Raw genomic sequence first — 25,278 nt, forward strand, 5'->3', positions numbered from 1 at the left:
TCGGAGGTGGTTTCCATGGCCAGCCGTGACCCCCCTGTCCGTTGGCTGTTGTGGGAGGTGCGCCACGGTGCGCGCTCGGTGTTCTTCTTGGGATTGGACTCTCGCAGGCTCGGAGGCGCGGGCTGATACCCGGCGTGTGTCCGAGACGGTTGATGATGTGGTGCGTCTGGCGGGTGACCAGGCGTTTCCCCGGTGGCTTGATCTTGTGCGGGCCACGGGTGGGTGTGCGCATCCGGTGGCGCTGAACGGCTGGCGCACGGATGCTGATGCGGGCACCGGTGAGGTGCTGTCGCACTATGACACCGCGAGTGAGCCCGGTGAGCGGCTGCTGGTGCGGTGCGGGAACCGGCGGCGGGCGGTGTGTGAGCCGTGTTCGTGGCTGCACGCGGGCGATACCTGGCAATTGGTCCGTGCCGGGCTGCTCGGCGGCAAGGGCGTGCCGGATCAGGTGCGCTCAGCGCCCCGGCTGTTCGTGACGCTGACGGCTCCGTCCTTCGGGGCGGTGCATCGCTCGGGGCAGCCTCGCCCCGGCGGCCGGCATAGGGCTGACCTGGGCAGATGTCGGCATGGCCGTCTGCTCGTCTGTCCGGGGGATCACGGCGGGGATGATCCGCTGATCGGTCAGCCGGTGTGCGGCGAGTGCTACGACTACGCGGGGCATGTGCTGTGGAACGCCTCGGTGGGCCGGTTGTGGAAGGCGTTCACGGACAACCTGTGGGCGCGCCTGGCGGCGGCGCTGGGCATGTCGCGCTCCGCTCTGCGGCAGGCCGCGCGGGTCTCGTATGCGAAGGTGGCGGAGTACCAGCGGCGGGGCGCGGTGCACCTGCATGCGGTGGTCCGGCTCGATGGTGCGGGCGGTCCGGGCTCGGCTGCTCCGGCCGGGGCGGACGCCGCACTGCTGGCCGACTGTGTGCGCGGGGCGGCTGCGGCGGTGGCGCTGTCCGGGCCGGAGTGTGCGGCGCTGGGTGAGCGCATCCTGCGCTGGGGCGATCAGATCGACGTGCGTGAGATCGGCGACGGCTGCGGGGATGACGCGGACGCGGTGGCCTCCTACGTGGCGAAGTATGTGACCAAGTCCGGCGGCGGGACCACGGCGGCGGGCGGGTGGGCGGGCCTGGCGCGGCCGGTGACCGGCCCGGAAATGATCAAGGCTTTGCCGGTGTCGGCACACGTGCGGGCGCTGCTGGGAACCTGCTGGCGACTGGGGGCGCTGCCTGAGCTGGCGGGCCTGAGGCTGCGGGCCTGGGCTCACCAGCTCGGCTTCCGGGGGCATGTACTGACCAAATCCCGGGTGTTCTCCACCACCTACCGGGCGTTGCGCTCGGAGCGGGCGGCGCATGTGCAGGGACGGCGGCCGTGGGGCTCGGCCGTGATCACGGTCCAGCACTGGCGCTACGCGGGGTCGGGGCACTCCCCGGGGGCGGCGCTGCTGGCGGCCGGGATCGCCGCTGATCTTGCGCGGAATCGTGAGGTCGTCCGGGAGGAATTCGGGCGGGGGCCTCATGGCTGAGCCGGATGAGGAGCTGCGGAGATGGGCGCGGGTGCAAGCGCGGAAGGCTCCCCGCTGGTCTGAGCGCAAGTGGCGGCGGGTGAATTCGATACTCGGTATCCGGGTCAGTGACCGCCGCCCCGAACGGGCGGCTTAGGCGTCGTCCTCCCCCGACCGGAAAAGCGGCGTGAGGCGGGTGTGAACGGGCTTCCGCCGCCCGATGGCGGGGGAAACCAGTACAGCGGTTAGTGTCTGCTCCACATATGCCCGCTGCTCCGCCAAAGTGAGGTCATCCCATTCGGCGCGGAGATCCACGGGCTTGCCTTGCGCGGAGTACTGCTGCTTGATCCAGCGGTTACGGTCGCGTTCCAGCCTGCGTTCCTTTGCCGTGTACTCCTGCAACAGGGAGAAATAGCGGTCCTTGGTCAGGATGCGTAGCTGCCTGGCCTCCTTGGCGTCGGCGATGTCCTCCCTGACGCGCTTGAGCTCTTCTTCACCTTCCCAAGTCTTGGGGGCGGCGGTGGCCTCCCTGGCGGCTGCTTCGGCCTCGTACTTGGCGATGACCAGTTCCGTGATCGCCTTGTCCGCCTCCGGACCGGGGATCTTGGTGCCCCCGCCGCATCCGCCTGCCCCCTTGTCGGGGCAGGTGTAGTAGAAGAAGCCTTCCGGCTTGTTCTCCTTGCGTCCGGCCTTGGCCGCGCGCAGGGGCATCCCGCACTCGTTCTTGTCGCATCGCAGAGTGCCGGTGAGGAGATAGCGGCGCGTGTTGTGCCCGGTGCCCGGCTGCATGTGATCCCCGATGACCTCAAGCAGGGCCTGCCACTTCTCGGGGCTGACAAGGCGGTCCCACTGGCCGATCACGGAATTTCCTTCGTCGTCGTAGACGACTTCCCAGCGCTCGTTCTCGCTTCCCGTAGTGGGGTTCGGAATGCGGACCTTTCGTGAGCGGTAGCCGCACAGGCGCGGGTTGCGCAACAGTGTCTTGAGCTTTGTAGTGTTCCACGAATTGCCGCGCGGGGTGGTGATCCCCTTCTCATTCCACTGCTGCGTCACCGCTCGTACAGGAGCACCACCCAAGATCCGGTCGATTCCCTCCCGGAGATACTTGGATTCCTGCGGATGAAGGGTGCGCTTGTCGGCATTCCAGCCGAACGGCCGGGCGCCCCCAGTGGGGATGCCCTCGCGCTCCAAGGCGCGGTGGTGTCGGCGCACGCGGCGGGAGGTGTCGGCGGACTGCTTGTTACTCATGGCGACAACGACTCTCGCTGTGGCTCGGCCATTCTCGGTCAGCAGGTCAAGGCTACCGTTGATGTCGATGATGGGGCGCCGGAAGCGCTCCACGACATCGATGGCGTCCTCAAGGTGGCGGTTGTCCCGCGTGAGCCGGTCGATGTCGTAGACGATCAGCCCGTCTAGCCGCTCCCCGTTCGGGGCCTGCCCACTTTTCAGGTCCTCAAGGGCTCCTTCGAACACCGGCCGCACCACACGGTAGACCACGCGGCCGTCAGGCAGACGCACACGCTTCTTGCGCCAGGCGGAGGTGTCCGGCTCCGCATAGACGTAGACGCACCTGCCGCCGCGCTTGGTGATGAACCGGCGGCCGTCGCGTTCCTGTTCCTTGGTGCTCTTGATGTCCCGGCCGGTCATCGGTCCACGCTGGTCCGCCGGGCGTCCGTCGTCGTCCTCATCCGTGGAGAGGCGGACCAGTACGGCCCAATGGGTCCCCTCCAAGTTGCCCCAATGTGCCCTGAGAACAAGGTCTTCGTCCATGTTCTAATGGTACATTGAAACACCCTTTGCCCGGTGGAGGGCACGGACCGGTATCTGGTGTACACCCGGTGGCGCAGTGAGGAGGACTTCCGGGCCTGGATGAACGGGCCGATGCGGCAGGCGCACACGGGCGGCGGGCCGGGCGGGGAGCAGCGGCGTCCGGCGGCGTCCGGTTCCGAGGTGTGGTCCTTCGAGGTGGTGCAGCAGGCGGGGCCGAAGGCGGCGGGCTGACGGCGCGGCGGGCCGGCGGCTCCGGGGCCGGGCGGTGGCTGGTGGCCGCCCGGCCGGGGTTCAGGCGAGCTGCCGCGCCGCGGTGGCGTGGTCGTAGTAGATGGTCTCGTCGACCAGGATGTCGCCGTCGAAGTGGAAGAAGACGGCGACCGGCACCTCCATGCGCCTGCCGCGGCTGGGGATGCCGCGCCAGTCGGCGGCCTGGGTGCCGGCCACGGTGCCCTCCAGGATCAGCGCGTCCGCGGTGTGGTGGACCACGGACACGCCGTGCTCCATGTCCGGGAACGCCCGGGCCATCTCCTCCAGGTAGCCCCGGATCTGGTCGGGTCTGACCAGGGGCTGTTCCTCGAAGGGCAGTACCCGGTAGACGACGCCGCGGGGGAAGGCGGCCAGCACGCCGTCCACATCGCCGGTGGCCTGGGCCATGGCGTGGCCGAGGACGACGCGTTCGCGGGCGGCCCGCAGGCCGGCGTCGGGCAGCGGGCGGTCGGCTCCGGGGAGAGCGAGATCGGCGGTCTGGCCGGTCTGGGCGGTCTGGGTGGTCATGCAGCCTCCTCGGGGAGCGGGGGCCGGCGCCGGTCGGCCGCCGGCCGTGTCGGCGAAGGCTACGGGCGGCCGGTCGAGGAGGGCTGGGGCGGTGCGGGACCGGCGACGGGCCGGGAGACGCCGCAGGCCCCGGCCGGGAACGGCCGGGGCCTGCGGAGGAGGGTGCGCCGCCAGGGACTCGAACCCCGGACCCGCTGATTAAGAGTCAGCTGCTCTAACCAACTGAGCTAGCGGCGCCTGACGCGCTTCGCGTGCCGAGAAAATCTCAGGTCATCGCGGTGGCGACAGGGAAATAGTACCCGGTGCGCGCGGGTGGTGCGCACCGCGGCCTCAGAGGATGAGCGGCAGCAGGGCGGGGGCGACCTTGTGGCCCAGCGTCTCGGCGGCCCGGCGCAGCCGGTGCGCCTCGGTCACCGGGAGGGAGAGGGCCAGGCAGCCGACCCAGTTTCCGGCGGTCAGCGGGACGGCGGCGCACAGCGTGCCGACCGCGTATTCCTGGAGGTCCAGCACGGGCACGGTGGCCGGCTGGCGGTCCAGGGCGGTCATCAGCACGCGCTCGTCGGTGATGGTGCGCGAGGTCAGCCGGGCGGTGCGGTGGCGGGCGAGATGGTCCCGGCGGCCGTCGTGGTCCAGTTGGTTGAGCAGGCACTTGCCGATCGCGGTGGCGTGCGCGGCGGCGCGGAAGTCCACCCACTGGTGCACCGCCGGGGTCTCCGGGGCGGCGGAGATGTGCGGGATGGCCAGCTCGCCGTCCTGGTAGCGGCCGAGGTAGACGGCGGCGCCGAGGTCGGCGCGGAGCCGGTCCAGGGCCCGGCGCAGCCGGGCCTCGCGGTCCTGCGGGCGGGAGGCGGCGGTGCCGAGCAGGCGGAGGGCGTCGCCGGCGGTCCAGCTTCCGTCGTCCAGCCGGCGGAGGTAGTCCTCGCCGGCCAGCATGGCGAGCAGCGGGACGAGCCGGCCCGGCGGCATGCCGGTCTGCCGGGCCAGCTCGTCCTCGCGGATGCCGTCGCCTCGCCCCGCCGCGGCCTCCAGCAGGCGCAGCGCGTACTGCACCGGATAGAAGGGGGTGGTCAGCCCGGAACTGAGCGACACGACGTCCTCCTCGGAAGGCTCCACCGGCAATTGCCGCTACTGGCCGTCAGCAGGTGACCAGTACAGCGTAGCGGGCGGGAGGGACCCCGGGAGGGCGTGGACCAAGACGGCATATGCTGCCGGTCGGCCGGGCTAGAGCACCGCGTTGAGGAATTCCCGGGTGCGGGTGTGCTCGGGGTCGTTGAACAGTTTCTCCGGGGTGGCGGCCTCCAGGATCTTGCCGTGGTCGAACATCATCACGCAGTCGGAGATGTCCCGGGCGAAATTCATCTCGTGGGTCACCGTGAGCATGGTGATGTCGGTGTGGTGGGCGATGTCCCGCAGCAGATCGAGGACGCCGGCCACCAGTTCCGGGTCGAGCGCCGAGGTCACCTCGTCCAGCAGCAGGATCCGTGGCCGCATGGCCAGGGCGCGGGCGATGGCCACCCGCTGCTGCTGCCCGCCGGAGAGCTGGCTGGGGTACTTGGCCGACATCTCGGTCAGGTCCACCATCTCCAGCAGTTCCCGGGCGCGCTGCTCGGCCTCGTCCCTGGACAGGCCGAGCACCCGCACCGGGGCCTCGGTGAGGTTGCGCATCACCGTCATGTTGGGGAAGAGGTTGAACTGCTGGAAGACCATGCCGATCTTCTTGCGCACCTCGCGGATGTGCCGTTCGCCGGCCGGGACGAGTTTCCCGTTGCGCTCCTCGTGCGTGAGGTAGTCGCCCTCGACCCGGATGCTGCCCTCGTCGGCCTTGATCAGGGTCATCAGCAGCCGCAGGATGGTGGTCTTGCCGGAGCCGGAGGGCCCGATCAGGGTGACGTGCTTACCCGCGTAGACGGAGAAGCAGAGGTCGTCCAGCACCACCTGCCGGCCGTAGCGCTTGGTGACGTCCTGGAAGCGGATGATCTCCTCGCCGGTGGCCCAGGGGGTGTCCCCGGTCGCGGTGCCGACCGCCGTCCTGGCGGCGTCGGGAGCGTTGCCGGGGGTGTTCGAGGGGGTCTTCGAGGGGGTCTTCGAGGGGGTGTCAGCGGGGTTGTTGTCTGGCGTGCTCATACGGGTACTCCCGGTGGGTCAGTAGGTGGCGAGGCGGCGTTCGAGGGCGCGGATCAGCAGCGAGGCCGGGTAGGCGATCACGATGAACGCGATGCCGACCAGCGTGATCGGCTCCACGTACTGGAAGGTCTCGGCGCTGAAGAAGCGGGCCTCGCCCAGCATGTCCAGGGCGCCGATGATGGCGATCATCGGCGAGTCCTTGAGCATGGCGACGACATAGTTGCCGAGCGCCGGCACCACGCGGCGGATGGCCTGCGGCAGGATCACCGACCGCCAGGTCACGGCGGTGGACAGATTCAGCGCGGTGGCGGCCTCCCACTGGCCGCGCGGCACGCCGTCGATGCCCGCCCGGTAGACCTCGGCGGTGTAGGTCGAGTAGTGGATGCCCAGCCCGATGACGCCGGTGGCCAGCGGGGACATGCTCGGTCCCCACTCCGGGACCACATAGAACAGGAAGAACAGCTGGACCAGCAGGGGCGTGTTGCGGATGAACTCGGTCACCGCGTTGACCGGCCAGCGCACCCACACCAGGTTCGAGCGCTGGGCCAGCGCCCAGACCAGGCCCAGGGTGAAGGCGATGAGCGTGCCGCCCAGCAGCGCCTGGCAGGTGACCAGCACCCCGTCCCAGAAGCGGGGGAGGAATTCCTCGACGACTTCCCAGTCCCAGTTCACCGGGCACCTCCAGCGGTGATCGCGCCGGCCGCCTCGGAGCGGCCACGGCGCAGCGAGAGCTTGGACCACAGGCCGCCGGAGCGCTCCGGGGCCTTGCCGACGCCCGCCTTGGCGTGACGTTCCAGCACCCGCATGCCGCGGGTGATCAGGAAGGCCAGCACGAAGTACATGACCAGGATGATCGAGTAGATCGGGGCGGATTCGGTGGTGGTGAAGCGGATCAGGTTGGCCGAGAAGGTGATGTCGGCCACGCTGATCACGGAGACCAGCGCCGTGCCCTTGAGCAGTTCGATCGCCAGGTTGTTGAACGGCGGGATCATCTCCGGCCAGGCCTGGGGGAGCTCGATGCGGACCAGGCGCTGCAGCTTGGTGAAGTTGAGCGCGATGCCCGCCTCCCGCTGGGCGGTCGGCACGGCGGCCAGGGCGCCGCGCACGATCTCCGACCCGTAGGCGCCGTAGGTCAGGCCCAGGGCCAGCACCCCGGCCCACATCGGCACGAGCTGCCAGCCGGCCGCGATGGGCAGGGCGAAGAAGAGCCAGAACATCAGCACCAGTGCCGAGGCGCCGCGGAACAGCTCGAAGTAGATACCGGACAGGAAGCGCACGATCCACAGCCGGGAGGTGCGGGCGGTGCCGATGGTGAAGGACACGGCGAGAGCGATGGCCGCGCTGTACAGCGTGACCTGGATGGTGATCCAGATGCCGGGCAGCATCCAGTTGTTCCACAGTCCCCAGGTCATGGCCGGCACAGCTCCTCGGCGGTCAGGTCGGTCATCTCGTCCTCGGTGAAGCCGAAGGGCCGGACGATCTCCAGCAGCTCACCGCTCTCCTTGAGCCGGTGCAGCTCCGCGTTGAAGGCGTCCCGCAGATTGGTCTCCGTGGGGCGGAAGGCGAAGCCGCCGGCGCCGATGGCCGGCTCGCCGTCCACATAGGGCTGGAAGGGCTCGGTGGACTCCACTTCGGCATTGCGGGCCACCACCTCCCGGACGGTGATGGCGGTGCCGGCGAAGGCGTCCACCCGGCCCTGGGCCACCGCCTGCATGCCGGCCACCTGGTCGGGCAGGATCAGGATGTCGTCGCGCGGTACACCGGCGGCGACCGCGTAGTCGATCTCGGCATAGGCGGTGCCGCTGGCCAGCCGGGCGCCGCTGGCCACGATGTCCTCGTAGCTGCTCAGCCCCAGGGGGTTGCCGGCCTCGACGATGAACGCGTCCAGCATCACGTAGTCGGGGTCGGAGAAGATGACCTGCCGGCAGCGGTCCGGATTGATGTACATCCCGGCCGATACCACGTCGAACTGCTGGGCGCGCAGGCCGGGGATGAGCGAGCCGAACTCGGTGGGGACGGGCACCACGCTCTCCACGCCGAGCCGTTCGAAGATCACCTTGGCGATCTCGGGTGCCTCGCCGGTGAGCTCGCCCTCGTCGTTGATGTAGCCGTAGGGCACCTCGCCGGCGATGCCGACCCGGACGGTGCCCTGGTCGCGCAGCCGTTCCAGCAGATTGCCGCCCTCGGTGTCGTCGGCCGAGCCGACCCGGGTGCAGGCGGTGGCGGCGCCGGTGCCCGCCAGGCCGAGGGCCGCGGTCAGGCCGAGCAGGGATCTGCGGCTCATGCCGCCGCGGGCCGGCGAGCGACGCGCCGCGGCGGCGATGCGTGTTGTGCCGAATCTCATTGCCGTGTTTTGTTCTGGTTTGTCCTTCATGGGGAAAAGATTTGCTGATCGGACCATGGGCGCGCGGCTACCCAACTGCGCGTCGGTTATTCGTGACCGGAAGGAGGGCACGACGGATGGCAATGCCGGCGAACGGAAGTCCCCGCTTCATCGAGGTGGCTCTGGAGAAGCGTGGTGTGCGGTGCGTGGCGAAACTGCTCGACGACCGCGCGCCGGTCACCTGCGCGGCGGTCTGGGAGGCGCTGCCGCTGGCCGGGGACGTGTATCACGCCAAGTACGCACGGAACGAGATCTACACCCTGGTGCCGCCTTTTGCGGAGCGCGAGCCGCCGCTGGAGAACCCCACAATCACCCCGATTCCCGGTGATTTGTGTTATTTCACTTTCTCGGAGACGGAGCTGGCCACCACGTCCTACGGCTATGCGGCGGACGCCGGGCACCGGAACCGGCCGACCGTGATCGATCTGGCGCTTTTCTACGAGCGGAACAATCTGCTGCTCAATGCCGACGTGGGCTGGGTGCCGGGCATCGTCTGGGGCTCGGTGGTGGAAGGGCTGGACGCGATGGCGGACGCCTGCCAGGACCTGTGGCGCAGCGGGGCGGTCGGCGAGACGCTCTCCTTCAGCCGCAGGGCCTGAGCGGCCCCTCGGGCGCCGGGCCGCCGGGGGCCCGGCGGCTCAGGGCGCCGGCGGGGACGGGAGTTCCGGGCCGGCGAGACCGGCCGCGTACAGGAACCGGGCGGTGCGCAGCAGCAGCCCGTCGGCGTGCCGGGCGGCGACGAGCTGGGCGGCGACCGGCAGCCCGGCGCCGTCCCGCCCGCAGGGCAGGCTGACGGCCGGCTGCTGGGTCAGATTGAACGGGTGGCTGAACGGCGCCCACTCGGTCCAGCGCCCGAGCCCCGAACCTTCCGGCACCTCCCGGCCCAGGCCGAAGGCGGCGACCGGCACCGCCGGGGTCAGCAGCAGGTCGTACCGCTGGTGGAACAGCCCCATGGTGTGGCCCAGGGCCATCCTGGTGTCCACCGCGGCCAGGTACTCCAGCGCGCTGCGGGCGGCGCCCTCGGCGCGGATCTCGCGCAGGCCCGGGTCCAGCCGGCCCGCCTCCTCCTCGGTGAGGTGCTGGGTGGCGCGGGCCGCGCCGCTGAACCACAGCACCTGGAACGCCTCCCGCAGCGCGGCGGGGGTCGGCACCGGCGGATCGGTCTCCTCCACCCGGGCCCCCAGCCCGGCCAGCCCCTCGGCGAGCCGGCGGACCGCTCCGGCGATCTCCGGGGCGACCGCGATGCCGTCCCGGTCCGGGGTGCCGGGGTGGCCCAGCGCCGGGGACCAGGCGATCCGCAGCCCGGCCAGCGGCCGGCCGCCGGCATCGCCGCCGGCCGCGGCCGGCGGCGCCTGGTCCGGGGCGAAGCCGCCGGGCGGCGGCGGCCCGAGATGCGACCAGTCCCGGGGGTCGGGGGCGCAGACCACGTCCATCAGCAGCGCGGCGTCCACCGGGTCCAGGGCGAGCGGGCCGACATGGGCCAGGGTGCCGAAGGCACTGGCCGGATAGGCCGGCACCCGCCCGTAGGTGGCCTTGAAGCCGAGCACCCCGCAGAACGCGGCCGGGATGCGGACCGAGCCCCCGCCGTCGGTGCCCAGTGCCAGCGGCCCGGCGCCCAGCGCCACGGCCGCCGCCGCACCCCCGCTGGAGCCGCCGGCGGTGCGCGCCGGGTCGTGCGGATTGCCGGTGGCGCCGCACGCCGGGCTGTCGGTGACCGCCTTCCAGCCCAGCTCGGGGGTTGTGGTCTTGGCCAGCAGCACGGCGCCGGACTCGCGCAGCCGGGCCACGGCCGGCGCGTCCTCCGGGCACGGGCCGCCGCCGGCCGCGGCCAGCGCGGACAGGGCCGAGCCGCGCCGGGTGGGATGGCCCCGCATCAGCAGCATGTCCTTGACGGTGACCGGAACGCCGTCCAGCGGTCCGGCCGGCGCGCCGGCCCGCCAGCGGCGTTCCGAGGCCCGGGCCTGCTGAAGGGCGCCCTCGGCGTCGATCAGCACAAAGGCGTTGACCTGCCGCTGCCCCGCCTCGGCGCGGGCCAGGGCGGCCTCGGTGGCCTCGACCGGGGAGAGCTCGCCGGCCGCATACGCCGCGGTCAGCGCGGCGGCGGTGGGCGGCGGCCCGGCGGCGGGGACGGGCTCCGGGCCGGTGTCCGGGGCGGGGGCGGTGCGGCCGGCGGCCGGTGAGCTGTTCATGCGGGCAGATCCTCCGTGTGCTCCTCGCCGGCATCCCCCGTGGCGGCCCCGGCACCGGCCCCGGCACCGGGCTCGGTGCCGGATGCCGCGGCGTAGCCCAGCTGCTTGTCCACCACCTGGTGCAGCGGTTCGCCGGCCACCCAGCGGTCGAAGTTGTCCAGGAACTGGTCGGCGAGGGTCTGCTCCCAGCCGGGCGTGTCACCGCTCATGTGCGGCGAGAGAAGCACCCCCGGCAGCTCCCACAGCGGGCTGCCGGCCGGCAGCGGCTCCTCGGCGAACACATCGAGCGCCGCCCCGGCGAGGCGGCCCGACCGCAGCGCGGCGATCAGATCGGTCTCCACCACATGCGCGCCCCGCCCCACGTTCACAAACCGGGCGCCCTCCTTCATCAGGGCGAACGCCGCCGCGTCGAACATCCCCCGGGTGGCCGGGGTGAGCGGGGCCGCGCACACCACCCAGTCCGCCAGGGGCAGCAGCCCGGGCAGCGCCCCGGCCGGATGGACGCGGCCGAACTCCGGGTCGGCGGTGCGCTCCTGCCGCCCCACCAGGTCGACCGTGACCCGCAGGGCGCGCAGGGTCCGGGCGGTCTCCCGGCCGATGCCGCCCGAGCCGACCACCACCGCCCGGCTGCCCGCCACCGTGCGGGTCTCCCGGTGGCGCCACACCCGCCGCCGCTGGAGGTCCCAACTCACCGGGAACTCCCGGGCCATGGCGATGATCAGCCCGGCCACGTACTCGGCGATCGGGATGTCGAAAACCCCCCGGGCATTGGTCACCAGGGTGGGGGAGTGCACCAGCTCGGGAAAGAGCAGCCGGTCCACCCCCGCGCTGGCGGTGTGCACCCATCCCGGCCGGGGCCCGGCGCCCGGCCAGGCGCGGCGCACCGCGTCCGAGGTGAAGTCCCAGACCAGCAGCACATCGGCGGCGGGCAGCAGCCCGGCCAGGGAGGAGTCGTCGGCATGCCGGACGGTGGCCCGGCCGGCCAGCCGGCCGAGCCGGGGCGGACGCATCCGCTCCGGGGCCGCCTCGCCACCGAGAACGACAACGCAGGGGGGTGACATCAAAGAGAAACCGTTCCGCAAAGAGGGCTTGGTTGCATGGCTCGCACAAAATTCGGACTTCGGGCCGGATTGCCACGGTAGATACCGGAATCTACCGTCGTCAACGAGGCACCGGCCGGATGCCGTGGCCCGACTTCCCGCGTCCCGGGGGTGCGTATGAATGTCCCGCTCCCCGACGGCCCGGAGCCGCTGTGCGGCATCGGGGTTGTCGCCCCTTTCGACTTCGCGCTGGACCATGAGCTGTGGCGGTGGGTCCCGGAGGGGATCTCGCTGCATCTGACCCGCACCCCGTTCGTTCCCGTCCAGGTCGGGCTGGATCTGGCCCGGATCGTCAGTGAACGCGAGACGCTGCGCAGCGCCACCCGTTCCCTGTTCGCGGTGCGGCCGAGCGCCATGGCCTATGCCTGCACCCTCGGCAGTTTCGTCGGCGGGATGACCGGTGAGCGGACCATGACCGCGGTGATGGCGGGGGAGGCCGGGGGCGTGCCCGCGGTCACCTCCTCCGGCGCGGTGCTCGCCGCCCTGCACGAGCTGCGCGCCCGCCGGATCGCGGTCATCACCCCGTACACCTCCTCGGTGACGGCGGTGCTGGTGGAGTATCTGGCCGAGGCCGGGATCGAGGTCTGCGGGCACGGCCAGCTCGGGCTGACCGGCGAGATCTGGCGGGTCGGTCACCGGGAGGTGATCGAGCTGGCCCGCGCCACCATGGCGACGGTCGCCGCGTCGCCCGAGGCGCTGTTCGTGAGCTGCACCAATCTGCATACCTACGACCTGATACCGCAGCTGGAGGCGGAGCTGCGGATACCGGTCATCTCGGCCAACCAGGTAACGATGTGGGACGCGCTGCGCAGCATCGGCCGGGCCGCGGTGGGTCCCTATCAGTATCTGCTGGACCCGGCGGCGCGGTTCTCCGAGAGCGCCCCGGCAGGGCTGGCGGACGGCCTGGCGGGGCTGCCCGCGGCGCCCCGGGAGCCGGAGCTGCCGCGGACGGCCGAGGACGGTCCCGGGCCGCCGCGCTGACCCGGTGCGGAGGAACTGGCAACGGCCCGCCGGGCGAACGGGACCCGCGGGCGGAAAGGAAGGTGGCCCATGCGGGACGCGGTCGGCGTGGCGAGCGACGTGGCGAGCGGCGTGGCGGCCGGGGCGGAGGAGCGGGCGGCGGACGCGGTCGCGTTCCTCTACCCGGGGCATTCGGCCGAGGACGACTTCCCGCGGGCGGCCGGGCTGCTGCGCGCGGCCGGGGTACGGGTGCGGCTGCCGGTGCTGCACACCGACATCGGGACCGACGCCCATCGGGTGGACGCGCTGCTGGAGATGGGCGCGGCGGCCCGGCTGAGCGCCGCCCTGGCCGCCCCGGCCGCGGCCGGCGCGGGCGCCCTGGTCTGGGCCTGCACCAGCGGCAGTTTTGTGCGCGGCTGGGAGGGCGCGCGGGAGCAGGTCAGGGCGCTGGGCGCGGCGGCCGGCGGGCGCCCCGCGTCCAGCACCTCCTTCGCCTTTGTGCACGCCGCCCGGGCGGTGGGTGTCCGGCGGGTGGCGGTGGCGGCGACCTATCCCGACGACGTGGCGGGGCTGTTCGCGGAGTTTCTGGGCGCGGCGGGGCTGAAGGTGACCGGGGTGCGGTCCGCCGGGATCATCACCGCGGCGGAGGTGGGCACCTGGGGCCCGCGGGAGGTGCTGCGGCTGGCCCGGGCGGGCGACCGCGCGGACGCCGAGGCCGTGCTGGTGCCGGACACGGCGCTGCACACGGTGGACTGCCTGCCGGAGCTGGAGCGCGAGCTGGGCAAACCGGTGCTGACCGCGGTTCAGGTCACGGTCTGGGAGGGCCTGCGGCTGCTGGGCCGCCACGACGGCACCCCCGCTCCCGCGCTGGGCACCCTTTTCACCCGCTGAACCCGGGCCCGGCGCGGGCCGGTGCGCCGGGGGGTCAGCGGCGGCGGAGCGTGCCGGCGATGAGCTGGATCATGCGGTCGGCCGGCATCGGCCGGGAGTAGTACCAGCCCTGCCCGGTGTCGCAGCCGATCCGTTTCAGCCGCTCCGCCTGGGCCGCCCCCTCCACGCACTCCGCGGTCACGGTCAGCCCCAGCGAGTGGGCGAGCTGGACCAGCGCGGTGACAATGGTCTCGTCCGCCGGATTGAGGTGGCGGGCGGTGCGGAAACCGCGCACGAAGGCGCCGTCCAGCTTGAGCCCGCGCACCGGCAGCCGGCTGAGATAGGCCAGGTTGGAGTAGCCGGTGCCGAAGTCGTCGATGGCGATCCGCACCCCCATGTCGGACAGCTCCTGGAGCGCCTGGAGGGGCCGTCCGGCCGAGCCCATCACCGCGGACTCGGTCAGTTCGAGCTGGAGCAGCCCGGAGGGCAGCCCGGTCTCCTCCAGCACATCCGCCACATCCCGCACCAGGTCGGAGTCCCACACCTGGCGCACCGCCACATTGACGCTGACATACAGCGGCGGATCCGGGTACAGCCGCCGCCAGCGGCTGGCCTGGCGGCACGCCTCGGCCAGCGCCCAGCGGCCCAGTGGCACGATGGCGCCGCTCTCCTCGGCCAGCCCGATGAAACGGTCCGGCCCCAGCCGCCCGTACTGCGGATGCTGCCAGCGCACCAGCGCCTCGGCGCCGCGCAGCGTGTTGTCGGCCAGCGAGACGATCGGCTGGTACTCCAGCAGGAACTCCCCGCGTTCCACGGCCGGGCGCAGCGTGGCGGAGAGCGACTGGCGGGTCATCCGGTGCGCGTTGCGCTCCGGGTCGAAGAGGGTCCAGCGGGCCCGGCCGTCGGCCTTGGCCCAGTAGAGGGTGGTGGAGGCGGCCTGCATCAGTCCGGTGACGGTGGTGCCCGCGCACTCCCGCTCCACCACTCCGATCGAGGCGGAGACGGCCAGCCGGTGGCCGTTGATGTCGAACGGCCGCTGGAGTTCGTCCAGCACGGCGCCGGCCAGCCGGGTCAGCTCCTCGGTGCCCGAGGAGGACTCCACCAGCAGCACGAACTCGTCCCCGCCGAGCCGGGCCACCAGATGGCTGCCGTCGCCGCTGCGCGCCAGCCGGACACCGACCGCGCGCAGCAGCCGGTCGCCGAGCCGGTGGCCGAGGGTGTCGTTGACCGCCTTGAAGCCGTCCAGATCGAGGTAGCACAGGCCGATCCGGCCGGTGGCGGATTCGGTCAGCGCGGCGGCCAGCCGTTCGAAGAACAGGGTGCGGTTGGGCAGCCGGGTGACCGGGTCGTGCTCCTGGAGATGACGCAGCCGGGCCCGGAGCTCGCGCCGTTCACCGACATCGGTGAGGGTGAGCAGCCGCACCCCCGAGGGGGCGAGAGCGGTGAGCGAGATCTCCGCCCAGACCGTGTGGCCGTCGGCGTGTTTCAGGCGGCGGACCGGCCGCACCGGCCGGGTGTCCGGCAGCGGTGCCCCGGCGGCCGCTGCGGTCTGCCGGGCGGCGGCGGCCAGGGCGTCCAGGGCGAGGGCCAGGGCCGGGAAGTGGTCGGCCGCAGCCCCGGCCAGCACCTCCGGATCTGAGCCCAGCAGCCGTCCCAGCGCCGGGTTGGCGGCCAGCACCCGCCCGTCGGGGCCGAGCATGGCCATCGGCAGATGGGCGGCATGGAAGGCGGCCCGGAAGGCGGCTCGCTTGTCACTCTCCGTGAGGAAATCGGGGTTGGTTCTCAGGGGTCCGTTCACCGATGGCTCCCGGTGGGGTGGGCCGCGCGCTTAAGGCCGTGGCGGGGTGCTCCCGGCGCGCCCGTCGGCCGGCGGCGGGCAGCCGCGCCGGAAGTGTGGCGATCATAGAGCCACCGGACGGCGCTATCCAGTGCCCCGAGGGGTCTCTTCGTCGACGCAGCGCGTCCGGTCCGACACGCATTCGATACTTCTGCCTCGGCCGTCCGACAGGTTTTCGACGGCCGGGTGCCGGCTCCGCGGTCTCCCGAGTGCGGCCGGTCCGGCCCTCCGTCGCCGGATGACCGTTTCTGCTAGGTGGCTGAGCCCTCCCGACCGTTCCCGACTGTTCAACACGCACCGTAGTCATCGGGCGGATACCCCGACTGGCCTACGGTCGGGCGGCGCGAGTCCGCACATCACATCAAAGTGGTGCAGAACTCGTCACTGCTGACATTGATGGGACGGGAGGTGGCAATGGGGCATTTGGGGTTGAGGCGGGACCGGCGTGATTCCGGGCCGGGGGCCCGGCCCGGCGGCCCCCGGCACCGGGCGCCCCGGCCGCTGTACCGCAGACCGGGTCTGGTGATCGCCTGCGTCTCCGTGCTGATCGGGGCCGGCTCCATGGCCGCCCCCGGGGAGCCGGCCCGGGCGGACGAACCGTGCAGCCTGCCCCGCCACCCGGTGCATCACTCGCTGGGCCTGGACACCTGGAACGACCACTATCCCCGTCCGCAGGGGGAGCTGCGGGCGGGGATGTTCTTCCTGTCCTTCCCGGACGCCGAGCCGTCCGCCGACCCCGGGACCATCGCCGGCCACTACTTCCCGGCCACCGCGGAGTTCTTCGACCGCGCGTCCTACGGGCGGTTCCGGCTGCACACCGAGGTGGCCGGGGACTGGGTGCGGATGCCCCGGGAGTCCGCCGACTACGGCATCCGCCGGGACTGGCCGCCCGAACTGCGTTCCGCCTATCTGCGGGACGCGCTGCGGGTGCTGGAGCCGCTGGCCGATTTCACCGCCTACGACCTCGTCTATCTGGTCGCCGATCCCGACGCCCCCGGGGTGAACGCCGACGCCACCAAGGTGGTGAACTTCGACCGGCCGGTGCGCGTCGGCAATGCGGAAATCCGACGGCTGGTGACCGTTTTTGAGCGGACCCCTCCGGACCGCAATGTGCTGGCCCATGAGACCGGCCATGTATTCGATCTGCCGGACCTCTATCGGCGTCCGGACGTCTCGAACGGTGACTGGGACACTCATGTGGGTGACTGGGATGTCATGGGAAGCCAGTTCGGACTGGCGCCCGATCCCTTCGCCTGGCACAAGTGGAAGCTGGGCTGGCTGACCGCCGGGCACGTGGCCTGCGTCAGCGCGCCCGGGGTCAGCCTGCACACCCTGCAGCCGCTCGGTGCCCCGCTGGACCCGGCGGGACCGGGGGGCGACACCCGGATGGTCGTGGTGCGCACCGGCCCCAGCGAGGCGCTGGTCGCCGAGGTGCGGACCGCCACCGGCAACGACCGGGGCACCTGCTCGGAAGGCGTGCTGCTGTACCGGGTGCGCAGCGATGTGCCGTCCGCCCAGGGGCCGGTCGAAGTGCTCGACGGCCATCCCGCCGGCTCCGCCTGCCACGGCCGGTCGGTGCACCCGCGGCTGGCGGACGCGCCGCTGCGCCCCGGGGAGAGCTACTGGGACGAGGAGAGCGGGGTGCGGTTCGAGGTCGGTGAGCCGACCTCCACCGGCGGGCGGCATCTGAAGGTCATCCGCCACTGACCCCGCGGGCGCCCCGCGGCCCGGGATGCCGGAAACGCCGAGGTCCCACCCGCGGAGCGGATGGGACCTCGGCGCTGCTGGTACGCCGCCAGGGACTCGAACCCCGGACCCGCTGATTAAGAGTCAGCTGCTCTAACCAACTGAGCTAGCGGCGCCCGTTGACAGGGAAAACGTTAACACCCCGCCGGGGGAGCGCCAAAATCGGTTACTCCCCGGGTTCGCGCCGCTCCAGCTCCCGGCCGAACTCGATCATCTTGCGGGCGTAGTCCTCGGTCCAGCCCGCCCGCTCCGCGATCGCCTCGGCCGGCAGCCGGTCGAACCGGCCCGGGTCGGCGAGCTGCGCGGCGGCCAGGGCCTGGAACTCCACCGCCCGGTCGGCCGCCGCCTGGAAGGCCAGCGCCAGCTCGGTGGCCCGGCCCAGCAGCTCGCCGGGGTCGGTGATCGATTCCAGGTCGAAGAAGTGCTCGCGCTCCGGTTCGGCGGCGGCCGGCTCGAAGAAGAGCGCGGCCGGACGGCGGTGGCGCGGCGGCTGCCCGTCGCGCTGCCCGGGGTTCCGGCCGGGCTGGGGCTGGGACATCAGAGCGGATCGCCTCCCTGGGACTCGGTGCCGGGCCGCCCGCCCGGTGCGGGCTCCGCGGGGGACTGGGCGGAGGAGCAGTGCCCGGCCAGGGCAGGAGCGGTTCCGGCCCCCTGGCCCGGTCCATTGTGCCGCGCCGTGCCGCTTCCCGGCCCCAGGGGTGCGGCGGCCCCGTCGTGCCCCGCGGCCCGCCGGCCGGGAATCCCGGCGGTGATACGGAGTGCCGGTGCCGGTGCCGGTGCGGGTGCCGCTGCGGGTGCCGGTGCCGGGGCGCCGGCCCCTCCGCGGCCCCGGGGGCCGGGCACGGTGGCGGCCAGGCCCGCCGGGACGGCCTGGCCGGCCGGTCCGGCCTGCCCGGCGGCCCGGGACAGGCCGAGCCGGTCCCGGGCCCGGTCGGCCAGGCGCAGGGCCGGACCGGAGAGCAGCCAGCCGCCACCCATCACCAGCACCCCCGCCACGGCGTCCAGGAAATAGTGGTTGGCGGTTCCCATCACCACCACCGTGGTGAGTACCGGGTACCCCACGGCCGCCGCCCGCACCACCGGCCGGGCCGCGCCGAACCGCCACAGCACGACCCCGCACCACAGCGCCCAGCCCACATGCAGACTCGGCATGGCCGCGTACTGGTTGGTCATGTAGCCCAGGCCGCTGGGCGCGCTCGCCGCGTCCGACCACCAGCCCCATCCGCTGTACTGGGCGAGGCTGTCGGTGAAGCCGTAGCCGTGGGCGGGGTCCAGCAGCCGGGGCGGGCAGGTCGGCATCAGGGTGAAGCCGATCAGACCGGCCAGCGTGGAGACCATCAGCCAGCTCCGCTGGCGGCGGTAGGCGGTGCCGTGCCGCCGGAACAGCCACACCAGCACCGCCGGAGTGACCAGATAGTGCAGCGCCGCGTAGAAGAACGCGCCCGGCACCCCCAGCCAGGCATGGTCGGTGAACAGGCGGTTCAGCGGTACCTCGGCATGCAGCCAGAACGTTTCCTCCAGCCGCAGCAGCGCCAGGCCGTTGTCCACCGCGGTGGAGACGTCGCCCCGGGCCAGCAGGCGGGCACCGGAGTAGGCGCCGTACACCAGCAGGATCAGCGGCAGCTCGGTCCACCAGCGGGGCCGGACACTCGGCATGGAACACTCCAGACACATCGACATACGTACGGTACGCGCGCGGTTCGTCCATGCCGTGCGCTCGTGCGGTACGACCGGCCCACGGTATGCCGCCGGACAGCGAGGCAGACGTCCGGGTGGGGCCGGACGGTTGCCTCGGGCATCATGAATCCCCGGCGAGAGTCCCCGGGCACCCGGGAGAAGGGCAGCATTCATGGCACGGCGCATCCTGCTCGTACGGCACGGCGACACCGCATGGTCGGTGAGCGGCCGGCATACCGGCCGCACCGATGTGCCGCTGCTGGCGGAGGGCCGCACCGCGGCCAAGGCGCTCGGCGAACGGCTGCGCGCCGCGCCCTGGGACGGCCTGCCGGGCGCGCTGGTGCGCACCAGCCCGCTCTCCCGGGCCCGGGAGACCTGCGAGCTGGCCGGCTTCGGGGACCGCGCCGAGGACTGGGACGCCCTGCTGGAGTACGACTACGGCGCCGAGGAGGGCCGCACCCCGGAGCAGATCCGGGCCGAGCGCGGTGCCGGATGGACGGTCTGGCGGGAGGGTGTGACCGGCGGCGAGACGGTCGCCGCGCTGAGCGCGCGGGCCGACGAGGTGGTGACCTGGGCGGATTCCGCGGCGGCCGGCGACCGCGATGTGCTGCTGTTCGGGCACGGGCACATGCTGCGGGCGGTGGCGGCCCGCTGGCTGGGCTGCGAGGTGGCGTTCGCCGAGCGCATCCGGCTGTCCCCGGCCTCGCTCTCCGTCCTGGGCCGGGCCTATGGCGTCCCGGTGATCGCCCGCTGGAACGACACCGGTCATCTGGACTGAGCCGGGGCCGGGGCCGGGGCCGGGGCCGGGGCCGGAGCCGGGCGGGGCCGGATGGGCGGCGCCCCCGCGGGACGCTCAGCCGTGCGCGGCGTCCGGCAGCTCCATGCGGGAGAGGAACTCGCCGACCTCCGCACTGCCCGCCGCATACGGCCGCAGCCGCCGCGCGGTGGCGGTCAGCATGCCGGTGATCCGCGCCGAGCCGACCTGCGTCAGCAGGTCCAGGGTGCCCAGCCCGGCCGCGGCGGCCTCCTCCGGCCGGCCGCCGCGGGCCAGGCCGCCGGCCAGCGCGGCGGTGAACAGCGCCCGGTTGCGCACGAAGTGCGGTTCCTGGAGCTGTACCGCCTGCCGCGCGCTGTGCACGGCGCGCGGCCAGTCGTCCAGCGCCGACCAGCACTGGGCCTCCAGCCAGGCGTATTCGGCCGGGCCGAAGAACGACATCCACTCCGGTTCCTCGGTGCCCGGCCCGCGGTCGAACAGCGAGGCCGCCCGGGCCAGGGCCTGTTCGCAGCCGCGGCGGTCCCCCAGGCCCGCCCAGCCGCCGGCCTCGCGCAGCGCCAGCAGCGCCCGCAGCTGGTCGGAGGGCAGGCCCCGGGCGGCCTGCTGCCCGGCCTGCGCGGCCCGCACCGCCTCCCGGTGGCGGCCGGCGTCCCCGGCCAGGAAGGCGGTGTTGCAGAAGGCGTGCGCCTCCAGCGCCGGGTCGCCGCTCATCCGGGCGGTGGCCAGGGCCTCCGCGTAGTACGAGCGGGCGTCGGCGAACCGGCCCGAGTCATGGGCCAGCCAGCCGACGGAGAGGGCGAGTTCACCGGCCCCGCGGTGCAGCCGGTCGCCGAGATCCTGGCGGCGGACCCCGGCGTCGAGCAAGCAGTGGGCGTGGTGCAGGGATTCACCGGCCCGCCGGTAGATCCCGTGGGCGCCGTGACGGTCGTCGACCAGCCGGATGGTGCGCACGGCCTGCTCCACCGCGGCGATCTCCGGTTCGCCGGCGCGGACCGGTGCGGGGCCGGGCCGTGCGGCGGCGGGCACGGGCCACAACGGGCCCAGCGCCGCGACCGCGGCCGGCCCGCCGGTCATGAACGCGCGACGCAGCACGTCGCTCTCCTCTGGTTCTGGTCCAGGCGCTGTGTGTCCTGGCTGCTCCGGTGTCGTTGTCGGCGTGGTTGCCCGGGCCGGCCGGCCGCGTACCGCCTGCCGGGGGGTGAACCCCAGATCGGTGAGATCACGGCCGGGGAACATGTGCCGGAAGACCCGCTCGTAGGCGTAGTTGGGGCAGCGGATCTCGCCGGCCTCCACCCGGCCGATGTAGCGGGCGTCACAGGACACCCGTTCCCCGATCTCCCGTGCGGCCCGCCGGACGGCCGCCGCGAACTCGGCGGGCGACCGGTCGCCGCGCAGCGCGCGGAAGGTCGGATTGGGCACGGCCGCTCCGGAGCCGGCCGCTCCCGGTGACGCTGATGATGCCGACGTCATGGCCGGAAGGTACCGGGCCGAGAGAGTGCCACACACCCGGTTTGGTGACAAAACGGATATCCCACCCGGAATCTGCCATGAAATGCCATCCTTTGCGGCAAGGTCCGGCCGTAGCGCTTGACGGAGTTCTCCGTTGGACATGACAGGACCGACAGCGGAGGGGCTTTCCGATGCTGAACACCTCAGGAGCGGGCATGGCGGCCCGGCGCCGCACCGCCCCCCTTTCCCCCACTTCCCTTTCTCCCACCCCCCTTTCCTCCACCCCGGCCGCCCGTTCCGCGCTTCCGCCCGCGGCCGGCGGCGCGGCCGGCGAGAGCCCGTGGGATCTGGTCACCGTGCCCGCCCGGGAAGGGCTGGAGGCGGTCGACATCCTGCGGCTGCGCAGCGCGGTCGGGCCGGTGCTGCACGACCGGGACGGCGACACCGTCGGCTTTCTGGTCCCGCCCGGGACCTGGAAGTCATGGGATCTGCCCGGCAGCGCCTGCACCCAGACCTGCGGCCCGGCGCGGGCCGCCGAGGGGCCGCCGGTGACCGGTGCCGGCTGGGTGCTGCCGCCCGGCAGCACCGGCACCCCGGCGACCGCGCCGGACCAGTTGCGCGCCGCGCTCGGTGAGGCGGCCCGCACCCTGCGCGCCGCCGAACGCACCGGGCACGGCGCCGCCCTCGGCTGACCCCTGCCCACCCCTGCCCACCCCTGCCCACCCCTGCCCACCCCTGCCGACCCGGCGTCCCGCCGCGGCCCGCCCCGCCGGGGCGATACTGGTGGGCGTGGCCAGGAGAAACAGGACCGGCGGCGGCCGGAGGGGACGGACCCCGGTGACCGCCGCGGTGCGCGGCGGCACGGCCGAGCTGGTGCCGGACCCGGACCACCCGGACGCCTGGGAACTGCTGATCGACGGCGCGCCGCAGTCCCATGTGGATCTGGCCGCCCCCACCCGCCTCGCCTTCGAGTACCAGCGCCGGCTGGGGCATGCCGCGGATCTCGCCGCGCCCGCGGGCCGGCCGCTGGCCGTGCTGCATCTCGGCGGCGGCGCGCTGACCCTCGCCCGCTATCTGGCGGTCACCCGCCCCCGGTCGGTGCAGCAGGCGGTGGAGGCCGACACCCTGCTCACCGGCTTCGTCCGGGAGCATCTGCCGCTGCCGGACGGCGCCCGGATAAGGGTGCGCGGCGCGGACGCCCGCCGGGCGCTGGAGAAACTGCCGCCGGGCTGGGCCGATCTGGTCATCGCGGATGTCTTCGACGGAGCGCGCACCCCGGCGCATCTCACCACCGGGGAGTTCCTGGACGCGGTACGGCGGGTGCTGCGCCCCGGCGGCTGGTACACGGCGAATGTCACCGACGGTCCGCCGCTGCGGCATCTGCGGGCGCAGGCGGCCACGGTGCAGAGCCGCTTCGGCGAGTGCGCGCTGGTCGCAGATCCGGCGGTGCTGCGCGCCCGGCGGTTCGGCAACGCGGTGCTGGTGGCGGCGGACCGGCCGCTGCCGGTGGCGGAACTGACCCGGCGGGCGGCTTCCGATCCGCATCCGGGACGGGTGCTGTCCGGGAGCGGGCTGCGGGACTTCGCCGCCGGGGCGCCGGTGGTCACCGATACCACCGCGACCGCCTCCCCGCCGCCGCCCCCCGGCACCTTCGGCTGACAGCGCGCCGCGCGCCCGCAAGGTGCCGGTTCCCGGCTGCCGGAAGCCGGCCGGCGGGGCGGGAGTTCCGCCCGGGGCCGCTGCCGTCTCCTCCGGCGACGCCGGCAACCGGCCGGTGACCGGCGGGGGTTGGCCGGGAGTACGCGCTACCGCCCGGCACCGTGGGGACTTTGCCGGGTTGCGGCGGGCGGTGGGTGCGTATGGTTACCAGTGCGCCGTGTCCCGGCCGCCGGGGCCGGACCCGGCCGGTGCCGCGGGAGGAGGTGGTGCGCGAGTGCGGACCGTGCTGCGGGAACTCCCCGCGCTGCTGCTGATCGCCGGATTCCAGACGGCCGGCTGGGCGCTGGTGGCCGGCGCTCCGGCGCTGGCACTGTGGACGGCCGCCGTGCGCGGCCCGCTGCCGCCGCTCCTGCTCCTCCCGGCGGGCGTCGCGGCGCTGCCGGTGTGGTGGGCCCTGCTGCGCGCGCTGCTCGCGGGCGCCGGCCGGCGCCGGTCCCCGCTGCCGGAGTCCGTCCCGCTGGGCCGTGACGAGGCCCCCGGCCTGTGGCGGACGGTGACGGCACTGGCCGAGGCCACCGGGGCGCCCGTCCCGGCGCGGATACGCCTCACCCTCCGCGCCACCGCCGGTACCGCTCCGGCGGCCCCGGATCACGGCCCCGGCGCGGCGCTGTGGCGCGGGCTGCGGCCGTTGCGCCGGATACGGCCGCTGCGGCGGCTGCGGCGGATCAGGCCCTTCCGCCGCTTCCGGCACGACGGGGCCGGGCGGTGCCTCTACCTCGGGGTGCCGCTGCTGGCCGGGCTGCCGCCCGGGGAACTGCGGGCCGTGCTCTGCCGCGAGCTGGCGCACGACAGCCGGACGGCGGACCGCCGCTTCGCCCCGGCGGTCCGCCGCGGCTCGGCCGCGCTGCGCGAACTCCGCGACGAACTGCGCGAGGCGGGCGACACCCATCGCCGCACCGGCTGCTGGTACCGGGCCCAGTACCGCACCGTCGCCCTGTGCTGCCGGTGCTACGACCTGGTCTCGCTGCCGGTGCGGCGGCGCCAGGAGCAGACCGCGGACGCGCTGGCCGCCGCCGTGGCCGGGCCGGGTCCGGTCGCCGCCGCGCTGGCCGGGACGGCGGTGCTGGCCGCCGCCTGGGAGGACTTCCGGGCCCGGTTCCTGGACCCGATGCGGCGGGCCGGCCGGGTGCCGGACGAGCCGCTGCGGGCCTTCGCCGTGATGCTGACCGACCCCGACTACGCGGCGGGGCTGGCGCGCTGGCGGGAGGCGCTGCCCGCGACCGTACCCGGCCTGCCGCGCCGTCTGGAGCGCCTGCGGCGCCTCCAGCGCCCGTGGCTCCCGTGGCATCCCGCGGATCCGGACCGCGGCGCCGGGGCGGTGCCCGCCCCGGCGACGGCGGCTCCGGCCCCGCCCGTCACGCCCGGTCCGGCGGTCCCGGCCGAGCCGGTGCCCCGGGCGGCGTGGGAGGGGCTGCTTGGCGGCGCCCCCGGCGGCGCCGCGGCCCGGCCGGCGGACTGGGACGACTGGGCGGACGAGGCGGCCGAACTGCATGTCCACACCGCCCTGGCCGATCTGCACGACGCCCTGGGCTGCCTGCCCGGCTGCCCGCCCACCCTGAACGGCGTGCTGGATCTGCTGGCCGACGGCCGCCACGAGGAGCTGGCCGCGGTGCTCGCGGACACCGCCTGGGGCGAACGCCAGTGGGGCGAACTCGGCGAGACCGCCCCGGAGACCGCGCTGCGGGTGCTCATCGGCCGCGGCCTGGCCATCGCCGGCCGCGCCGGCTGGGCGGTCTCCTGGCTGGGCCCGCCCCGGCTGGTGATCTACGACAGCGAGGCGGAGGAGGCGGTCCAGGCGGTGGGCGAGGCGCTCACCGACACCTCGGCCGCCTCCCGGCTCCGCTTCCTGCTCACCCTCTGCGGGGTCAATCTCGCCCTTCCGCTGGACCGGCCGCCCGGCGACTGGCCGCCGCCCGAGGACTCCCCGGCGCCCCGGCAGGCCCTGCATCGCGGCTGGTATGTGGCGGCCGGACTGGCCGGGGTGTTCCTGTTCTTCGGCTACACCGCCTACGAGCCGCCCCGCACCCCGCTGTCCGAGCCCACCGCGCAGCAGCCGCTGCCGGAGCCCTCGCTCTCCGTGCCGCCGGCCGTCCGGGACGACCCCGGCGGGCGGGCCGCGTCCCCGTCACCGGTCCGCGGCTGCCCGGCGGGCGAGGGCGGCGCCGGGGGGTGCCCGGCGGCGGGAGAGCGGCCCGTGGCGGTGACCGTCCGGGCCGGGGACACCCTGTGGGCGCTGGCCTGCCGCCACCGCACCACGGTGCCGGAGCTGATGGCGGCCAACGGCCTGGACGGCACCCTGCTGCGGCCGGGCCAGTCCCTGACCCTGCCCGCCGGTGCCGGTGCCGGTGCCGGGGTACCGGACCCGGCCGGCTGCGGCTGAGCCGGGGCCGTCGCCGGGCCGTCGCCCCGGTCG

The 25,278-nt window shown here is 73.8% G+C and carries 22 protein-coding genes, 2 tRNA genes and 1 pseudogene; 10 read left to right on the forward strand and 15 right to left on the reverse strand.

Annotated elements, in window-relative coordinates; genetic code table 11:
* The first annotated feature begins 136 nt into the window (after nucleotides 1-136).
* Complete coding sequence (locus tag BM242_RS21565) at nucleotides 137-1,510, forward strand: replication initiator (protein ID WP_093840548.1); 1,374 nt, start codon at nucleotides 137-139, stop codon at nucleotides 1,508-1,510.
* Nucleotides 1,511-1,642: 132 nt separating this feature from the next.
* On the opposite strand, the gene BM242_RS21570 is transcribed toward BM242_RS21565, so the two are convergent.
* A complete protein-coding gene (locus BM242_RS21570) occupies nucleotides 1,643-3,259 on the reverse strand; it encodes a recombinase family protein (protein WP_093840549.1) in 1,617 nt (538 codons plus the stop codon).
* A gap of 24 nt (nucleotides 3,260-3,283) precedes the next feature.
* Between BM242_RS21570 and BM242_RS21575 the strand changes: the two are divergent.
* Nucleotides 3,284-3,490 (forward strand): annotated as a pseudogene (locus tag BM242_RS21575) (antibiotic biosynthesis monooxygenase family protein); the annotation flags it as partial.
* Between the two features lie 60 nt (nucleotides 3,491-3,550).
* On the opposite strand, the gene BM242_RS21580 reads toward BM242_RS21575, so the two are convergent.
* The 7 genes from BM242_RS21580 to ehuB all read right to left on the reverse strand — a co-directional run bounded on the left by BM242_RS21580 (nucleotide 3,551) and on the right by ehuB (nucleotide 8,444).
* Nucleotides 3,551-4,036: an ester cyclase gene (locus BM242_RS21580; RefSeq protein ID WP_093840551.1), complete on the reverse strand. Its 486-nt coding sequence runs from the start codon at nucleotides 4,034-4,036 to the stop codon at nucleotides 3,551-3,553.
* Between the two features lie 163 nt (nucleotides 4,037-4,199).
* A tRNA-Lys gene (locus BM242_RS21585) sits at nucleotides 4,200-4,273 on the reverse strand.
* A 93-nt stretch (nucleotides 4,274-4,366) separates the two neighbouring features.
* On the reverse strand, nucleotides 4,367-5,125 hold the full coding sequence (locus BM242_RS21590) for an IclR family transcriptional regulator domain-containing protein (RefSeq protein ID WP_093840552.1): 759 nt from the start codon (nucleotides 5,123-5,125) through the stop codon (nucleotides 4,367-4,369).
* Between the two features lie 132 nt (nucleotides 5,126-5,257).
* Nucleotides 5,258-6,160, reverse strand: a complete 903-nt coding sequence (ehuA, locus tag BM242_RS21595) for an ectoine/hydroxyectoine ABC transporter ATP-binding protein EhuA (protein WP_093840553.1) — start codon at nucleotides 6,158-6,160, stop codon at nucleotides 5,258-5,260.
* A gap of 18 nt (nucleotides 6,161-6,178) precedes the next feature.
* A complete protein-coding gene (gene ehuD / locus BM242_RS21600) occupies nucleotides 6,179-6,832 on the reverse strand; it encodes an ectoine/hydroxyectoine ABC transporter permease subunit EhuD (protein ID WP_093840554.1) in 654 nt (217 codons plus the stop codon).
* Nucleotides 6,829-7,572, reverse strand: coding sequence for an ectoine/hydroxyectoine ABC transporter permease subunit EhuC (gene ehuC / locus BM242_RS21605; protein ID WP_093840628.1), 744 nt, complete (start codon nucleotides 7,570-7,572; stop codon nucleotides 6,829-6,831). Before ehuC ends, ehuD begins: the two co-directional genes overlap by 4 nt.
* The gene (gene ehuB / locus BM242_RS21610; protein WP_175541517.1) at nucleotides 7,569-8,444 is read right to left on the reverse strand and encodes an ectoine/hydroxyectoine ABC transporter substrate-binding protein EhuB; all 876 of its coding nucleotides are present in this window, start codon (nucleotides 8,442-8,444) and stop codon (nucleotides 7,569-7,571) included. The genes ehuC and ehuB overlap by 4 nt, the downstream gene beginning before the upstream one ends.
* Nucleotides 8,445-8,626: 182 nt before the next feature.
* Between ehuB and BM242_RS21615 the strand changes: the two genes are divergently transcribed.
* Complete coding sequence (locus tag BM242_RS21615; protein ID WP_093840556.1) at nucleotides 8,627-9,142, forward strand: DUF3830 family protein; 516 nt, start codon at nucleotides 8,627-8,629, stop codon at nucleotides 9,140-9,142.
* A gap of 39 nt (nucleotides 9,143-9,181) precedes the next feature.
* Here BM242_RS21615 and BM242_RS21620 read toward each other — a convergent pair whose 3' ends face one another.
* Both BM242_RS21620 and BM242_RS21625 read right to left on the reverse strand, forming a co-directional pair.
* A complete protein-coding gene (locus BM242_RS21620; RefSeq protein ID WP_093840557.1) occupies nucleotides 9,182-10,732 on the reverse strand; it encodes an amidase in 1,551 nt (516 codons plus the stop codon).
* Nucleotides 10,729-11,793, reverse strand: coding sequence for a D-2-hydroxyacid dehydrogenase (locus tag BM242_RS21625; RefSeq protein WP_093840558.1), 1,065 nt, complete (start codon nucleotides 11,791-11,793; stop codon nucleotides 10,729-10,731). The genes BM242_RS21620 and BM242_RS21625 overlap by 4 nt, the downstream gene beginning before the upstream one ends.
* A 156-nt stretch (nucleotides 11,794-11,949) precedes the next feature.
* Here BM242_RS21625 and BM242_RS21630 point away from each other — a divergent pair, with 156 nt between their 5' ends.
* Both BM242_RS21630 and BM242_RS21635 read left to right on the forward strand, forming a co-directional pair.
* A complete protein-coding gene (locus tag BM242_RS21630; protein ID WP_093840559.1) occupies nucleotides 11,950-12,813 on the forward strand; it encodes a maleate cis-trans isomerase family protein in 864 nt (287 codons plus the stop codon).
* 69 nt (nucleotides 12,814-12,882) lie between these two features.
* Nucleotides 12,883-13,683: a maleate cis-trans isomerase family protein gene (locus BM242_RS21635; protein ID WP_175541518.1), complete on the forward strand. Its 801-nt coding sequence runs from the start codon at nucleotides 12,883-12,885 to the stop codon at nucleotides 13,681-13,683.
* A gap of 34 nt (nucleotides 13,684-13,717) precedes the next feature.
* On the opposite strand, the gene BM242_RS21640 is transcribed toward BM242_RS21635, so the two are convergent.
* Nucleotides 13,718-15,367 carry a putative bifunctional diguanylate cyclase/phosphodiesterase gene (locus BM242_RS21640; protein ID WP_093840630.1) on the reverse strand — a complete coding sequence of 550 codons (1,650 nt, stop codon included), beginning with the start codon at nucleotides 15,365-15,367 and terminating at the stop codon, nucleotides 13,718-13,720.
* A 654-nt stretch (nucleotides 15,368-16,021) separates the two neighbouring features.
* Between BM242_RS21640 and BM242_RS21645 the strand changes: the two genes are divergently transcribed.
* Nucleotides 16,022-17,206 (forward strand): M6 family metalloprotease domain-containing protein, encoded by a 1,185-nt coding sequence (locus tag BM242_RS21645; RefSeq protein WP_425443905.1) that lies wholly within the window; start codon nucleotides 16,022-16,024, stop codon nucleotides 17,204-17,206.
* A 78-nt stretch (nucleotides 17,207-17,284) separates the two neighbouring features.
* On the opposite strand, the gene BM242_RS21650 is transcribed toward BM242_RS21645, so the two are convergent.
* From BM242_RS21650 to BM242_RS21660, 3 genes are all read right to left on the reverse strand, one after another.
* Nucleotides 17,285-17,361 (reverse strand) — tRNA-Lys (locus BM242_RS21650).
* A gap of 50 nt (nucleotides 17,362-17,411) precedes the next feature.
* Nucleotides 17,412-17,783 (reverse strand): hypothetical protein, encoded by a 372-nt coding sequence (locus tag BM242_RS21655; protein WP_093840561.1) that lies wholly within the window; start codon nucleotides 17,781-17,783, stop codon nucleotides 17,412-17,414.
* On the reverse strand, nucleotides 17,783-18,925 hold the full coding sequence (locus BM242_RS21660) for a phosphatase PAP2 family protein (RefSeq protein WP_425443906.1): 1,143 nt from the start codon (nucleotides 18,923-18,925) through the stop codon (nucleotides 17,783-17,785). Before BM242_RS21660 ends, BM242_RS21655 begins: the two co-directional genes overlap by 1 nt.
* Before the next feature lie 169 nt (nucleotides 18,926-19,094).
* Here BM242_RS21660 and BM242_RS21665 point away from each other — a divergent pair, with 169 nt between their 5' ends.
* On the forward strand, nucleotides 19,095-19,700 hold the full coding sequence (locus BM242_RS21665; RefSeq protein ID WP_093840563.1) for a histidine phosphatase family protein: 606 nt from the start codon (nucleotides 19,095-19,097) through the stop codon (nucleotides 19,698-19,700).
* A gap of 75 nt (nucleotides 19,701-19,775) precedes the next feature.
* On the opposite strand, the gene BM242_RS21670 is transcribed toward BM242_RS21665, so the two are convergent.
* On the reverse strand, nucleotides 19,776-21,167 hold the full coding sequence (locus tag BM242_RS21670; RefSeq protein ID WP_425443907.1) for an NsdA family TPR-like regulatory protein: 1,392 nt from the start codon (nucleotides 21,165-21,167) through the stop codon (nucleotides 19,776-19,778).
* Between the two features lie 170 nt (nucleotides 21,168-21,337).
* Between BM242_RS21670 and BM242_RS21675 the strand changes: the two genes are divergently transcribed.
* The 3 genes from BM242_RS21675 to BM242_RS29900 all read left to right on the forward strand — a co-directional run bounded on the left by BM242_RS21675 (nucleotide 21,338) and on the right by BM242_RS29900 (nucleotide 25,245).
* Nucleotides 21,338-21,838 carry a hypothetical protein gene (locus tag BM242_RS21675; protein WP_245834375.1) on the forward strand — a complete coding sequence of 167 codons (501 nt, stop codon included), beginning with the start codon at nucleotides 21,338-21,340 and terminating at the stop codon, nucleotides 21,836-21,838.
* A 97-nt stretch (nucleotides 21,839-21,935) separates the two neighbouring features.
* Complete coding sequence (locus BM242_RS21680) at nucleotides 21,936-22,805, forward strand: spermidine synthase (RefSeq protein WP_093840632.1); 870 nt, start codon at nucleotides 21,936-21,938, stop codon at nucleotides 22,803-22,805.
* Between the two features lie 274 nt (nucleotides 22,806-23,079).
* The gene (locus BM242_RS29900; RefSeq protein ID WP_217652566.1) at nucleotides 23,080-25,245 is read left to right on the forward strand and encodes a LysM peptidoglycan-binding domain-containing protein; all 2,166 of its coding nucleotides are present in this window, start codon (nucleotides 23,080-23,082) and stop codon (nucleotides 25,243-25,245) included.
* Nucleotides 25,246-25,278: the final 33 nt, after the last annotated feature.

The sequence above is a fragment of the Streptomyces aidingensis genome (genome assembly GCF_900112355.1).
Lineage (GTDB): Bacteria > Actinomycetota > Actinomycetes > Streptomycetales > Streptomycetaceae > Streptomyces > Streptomyces aidingensis.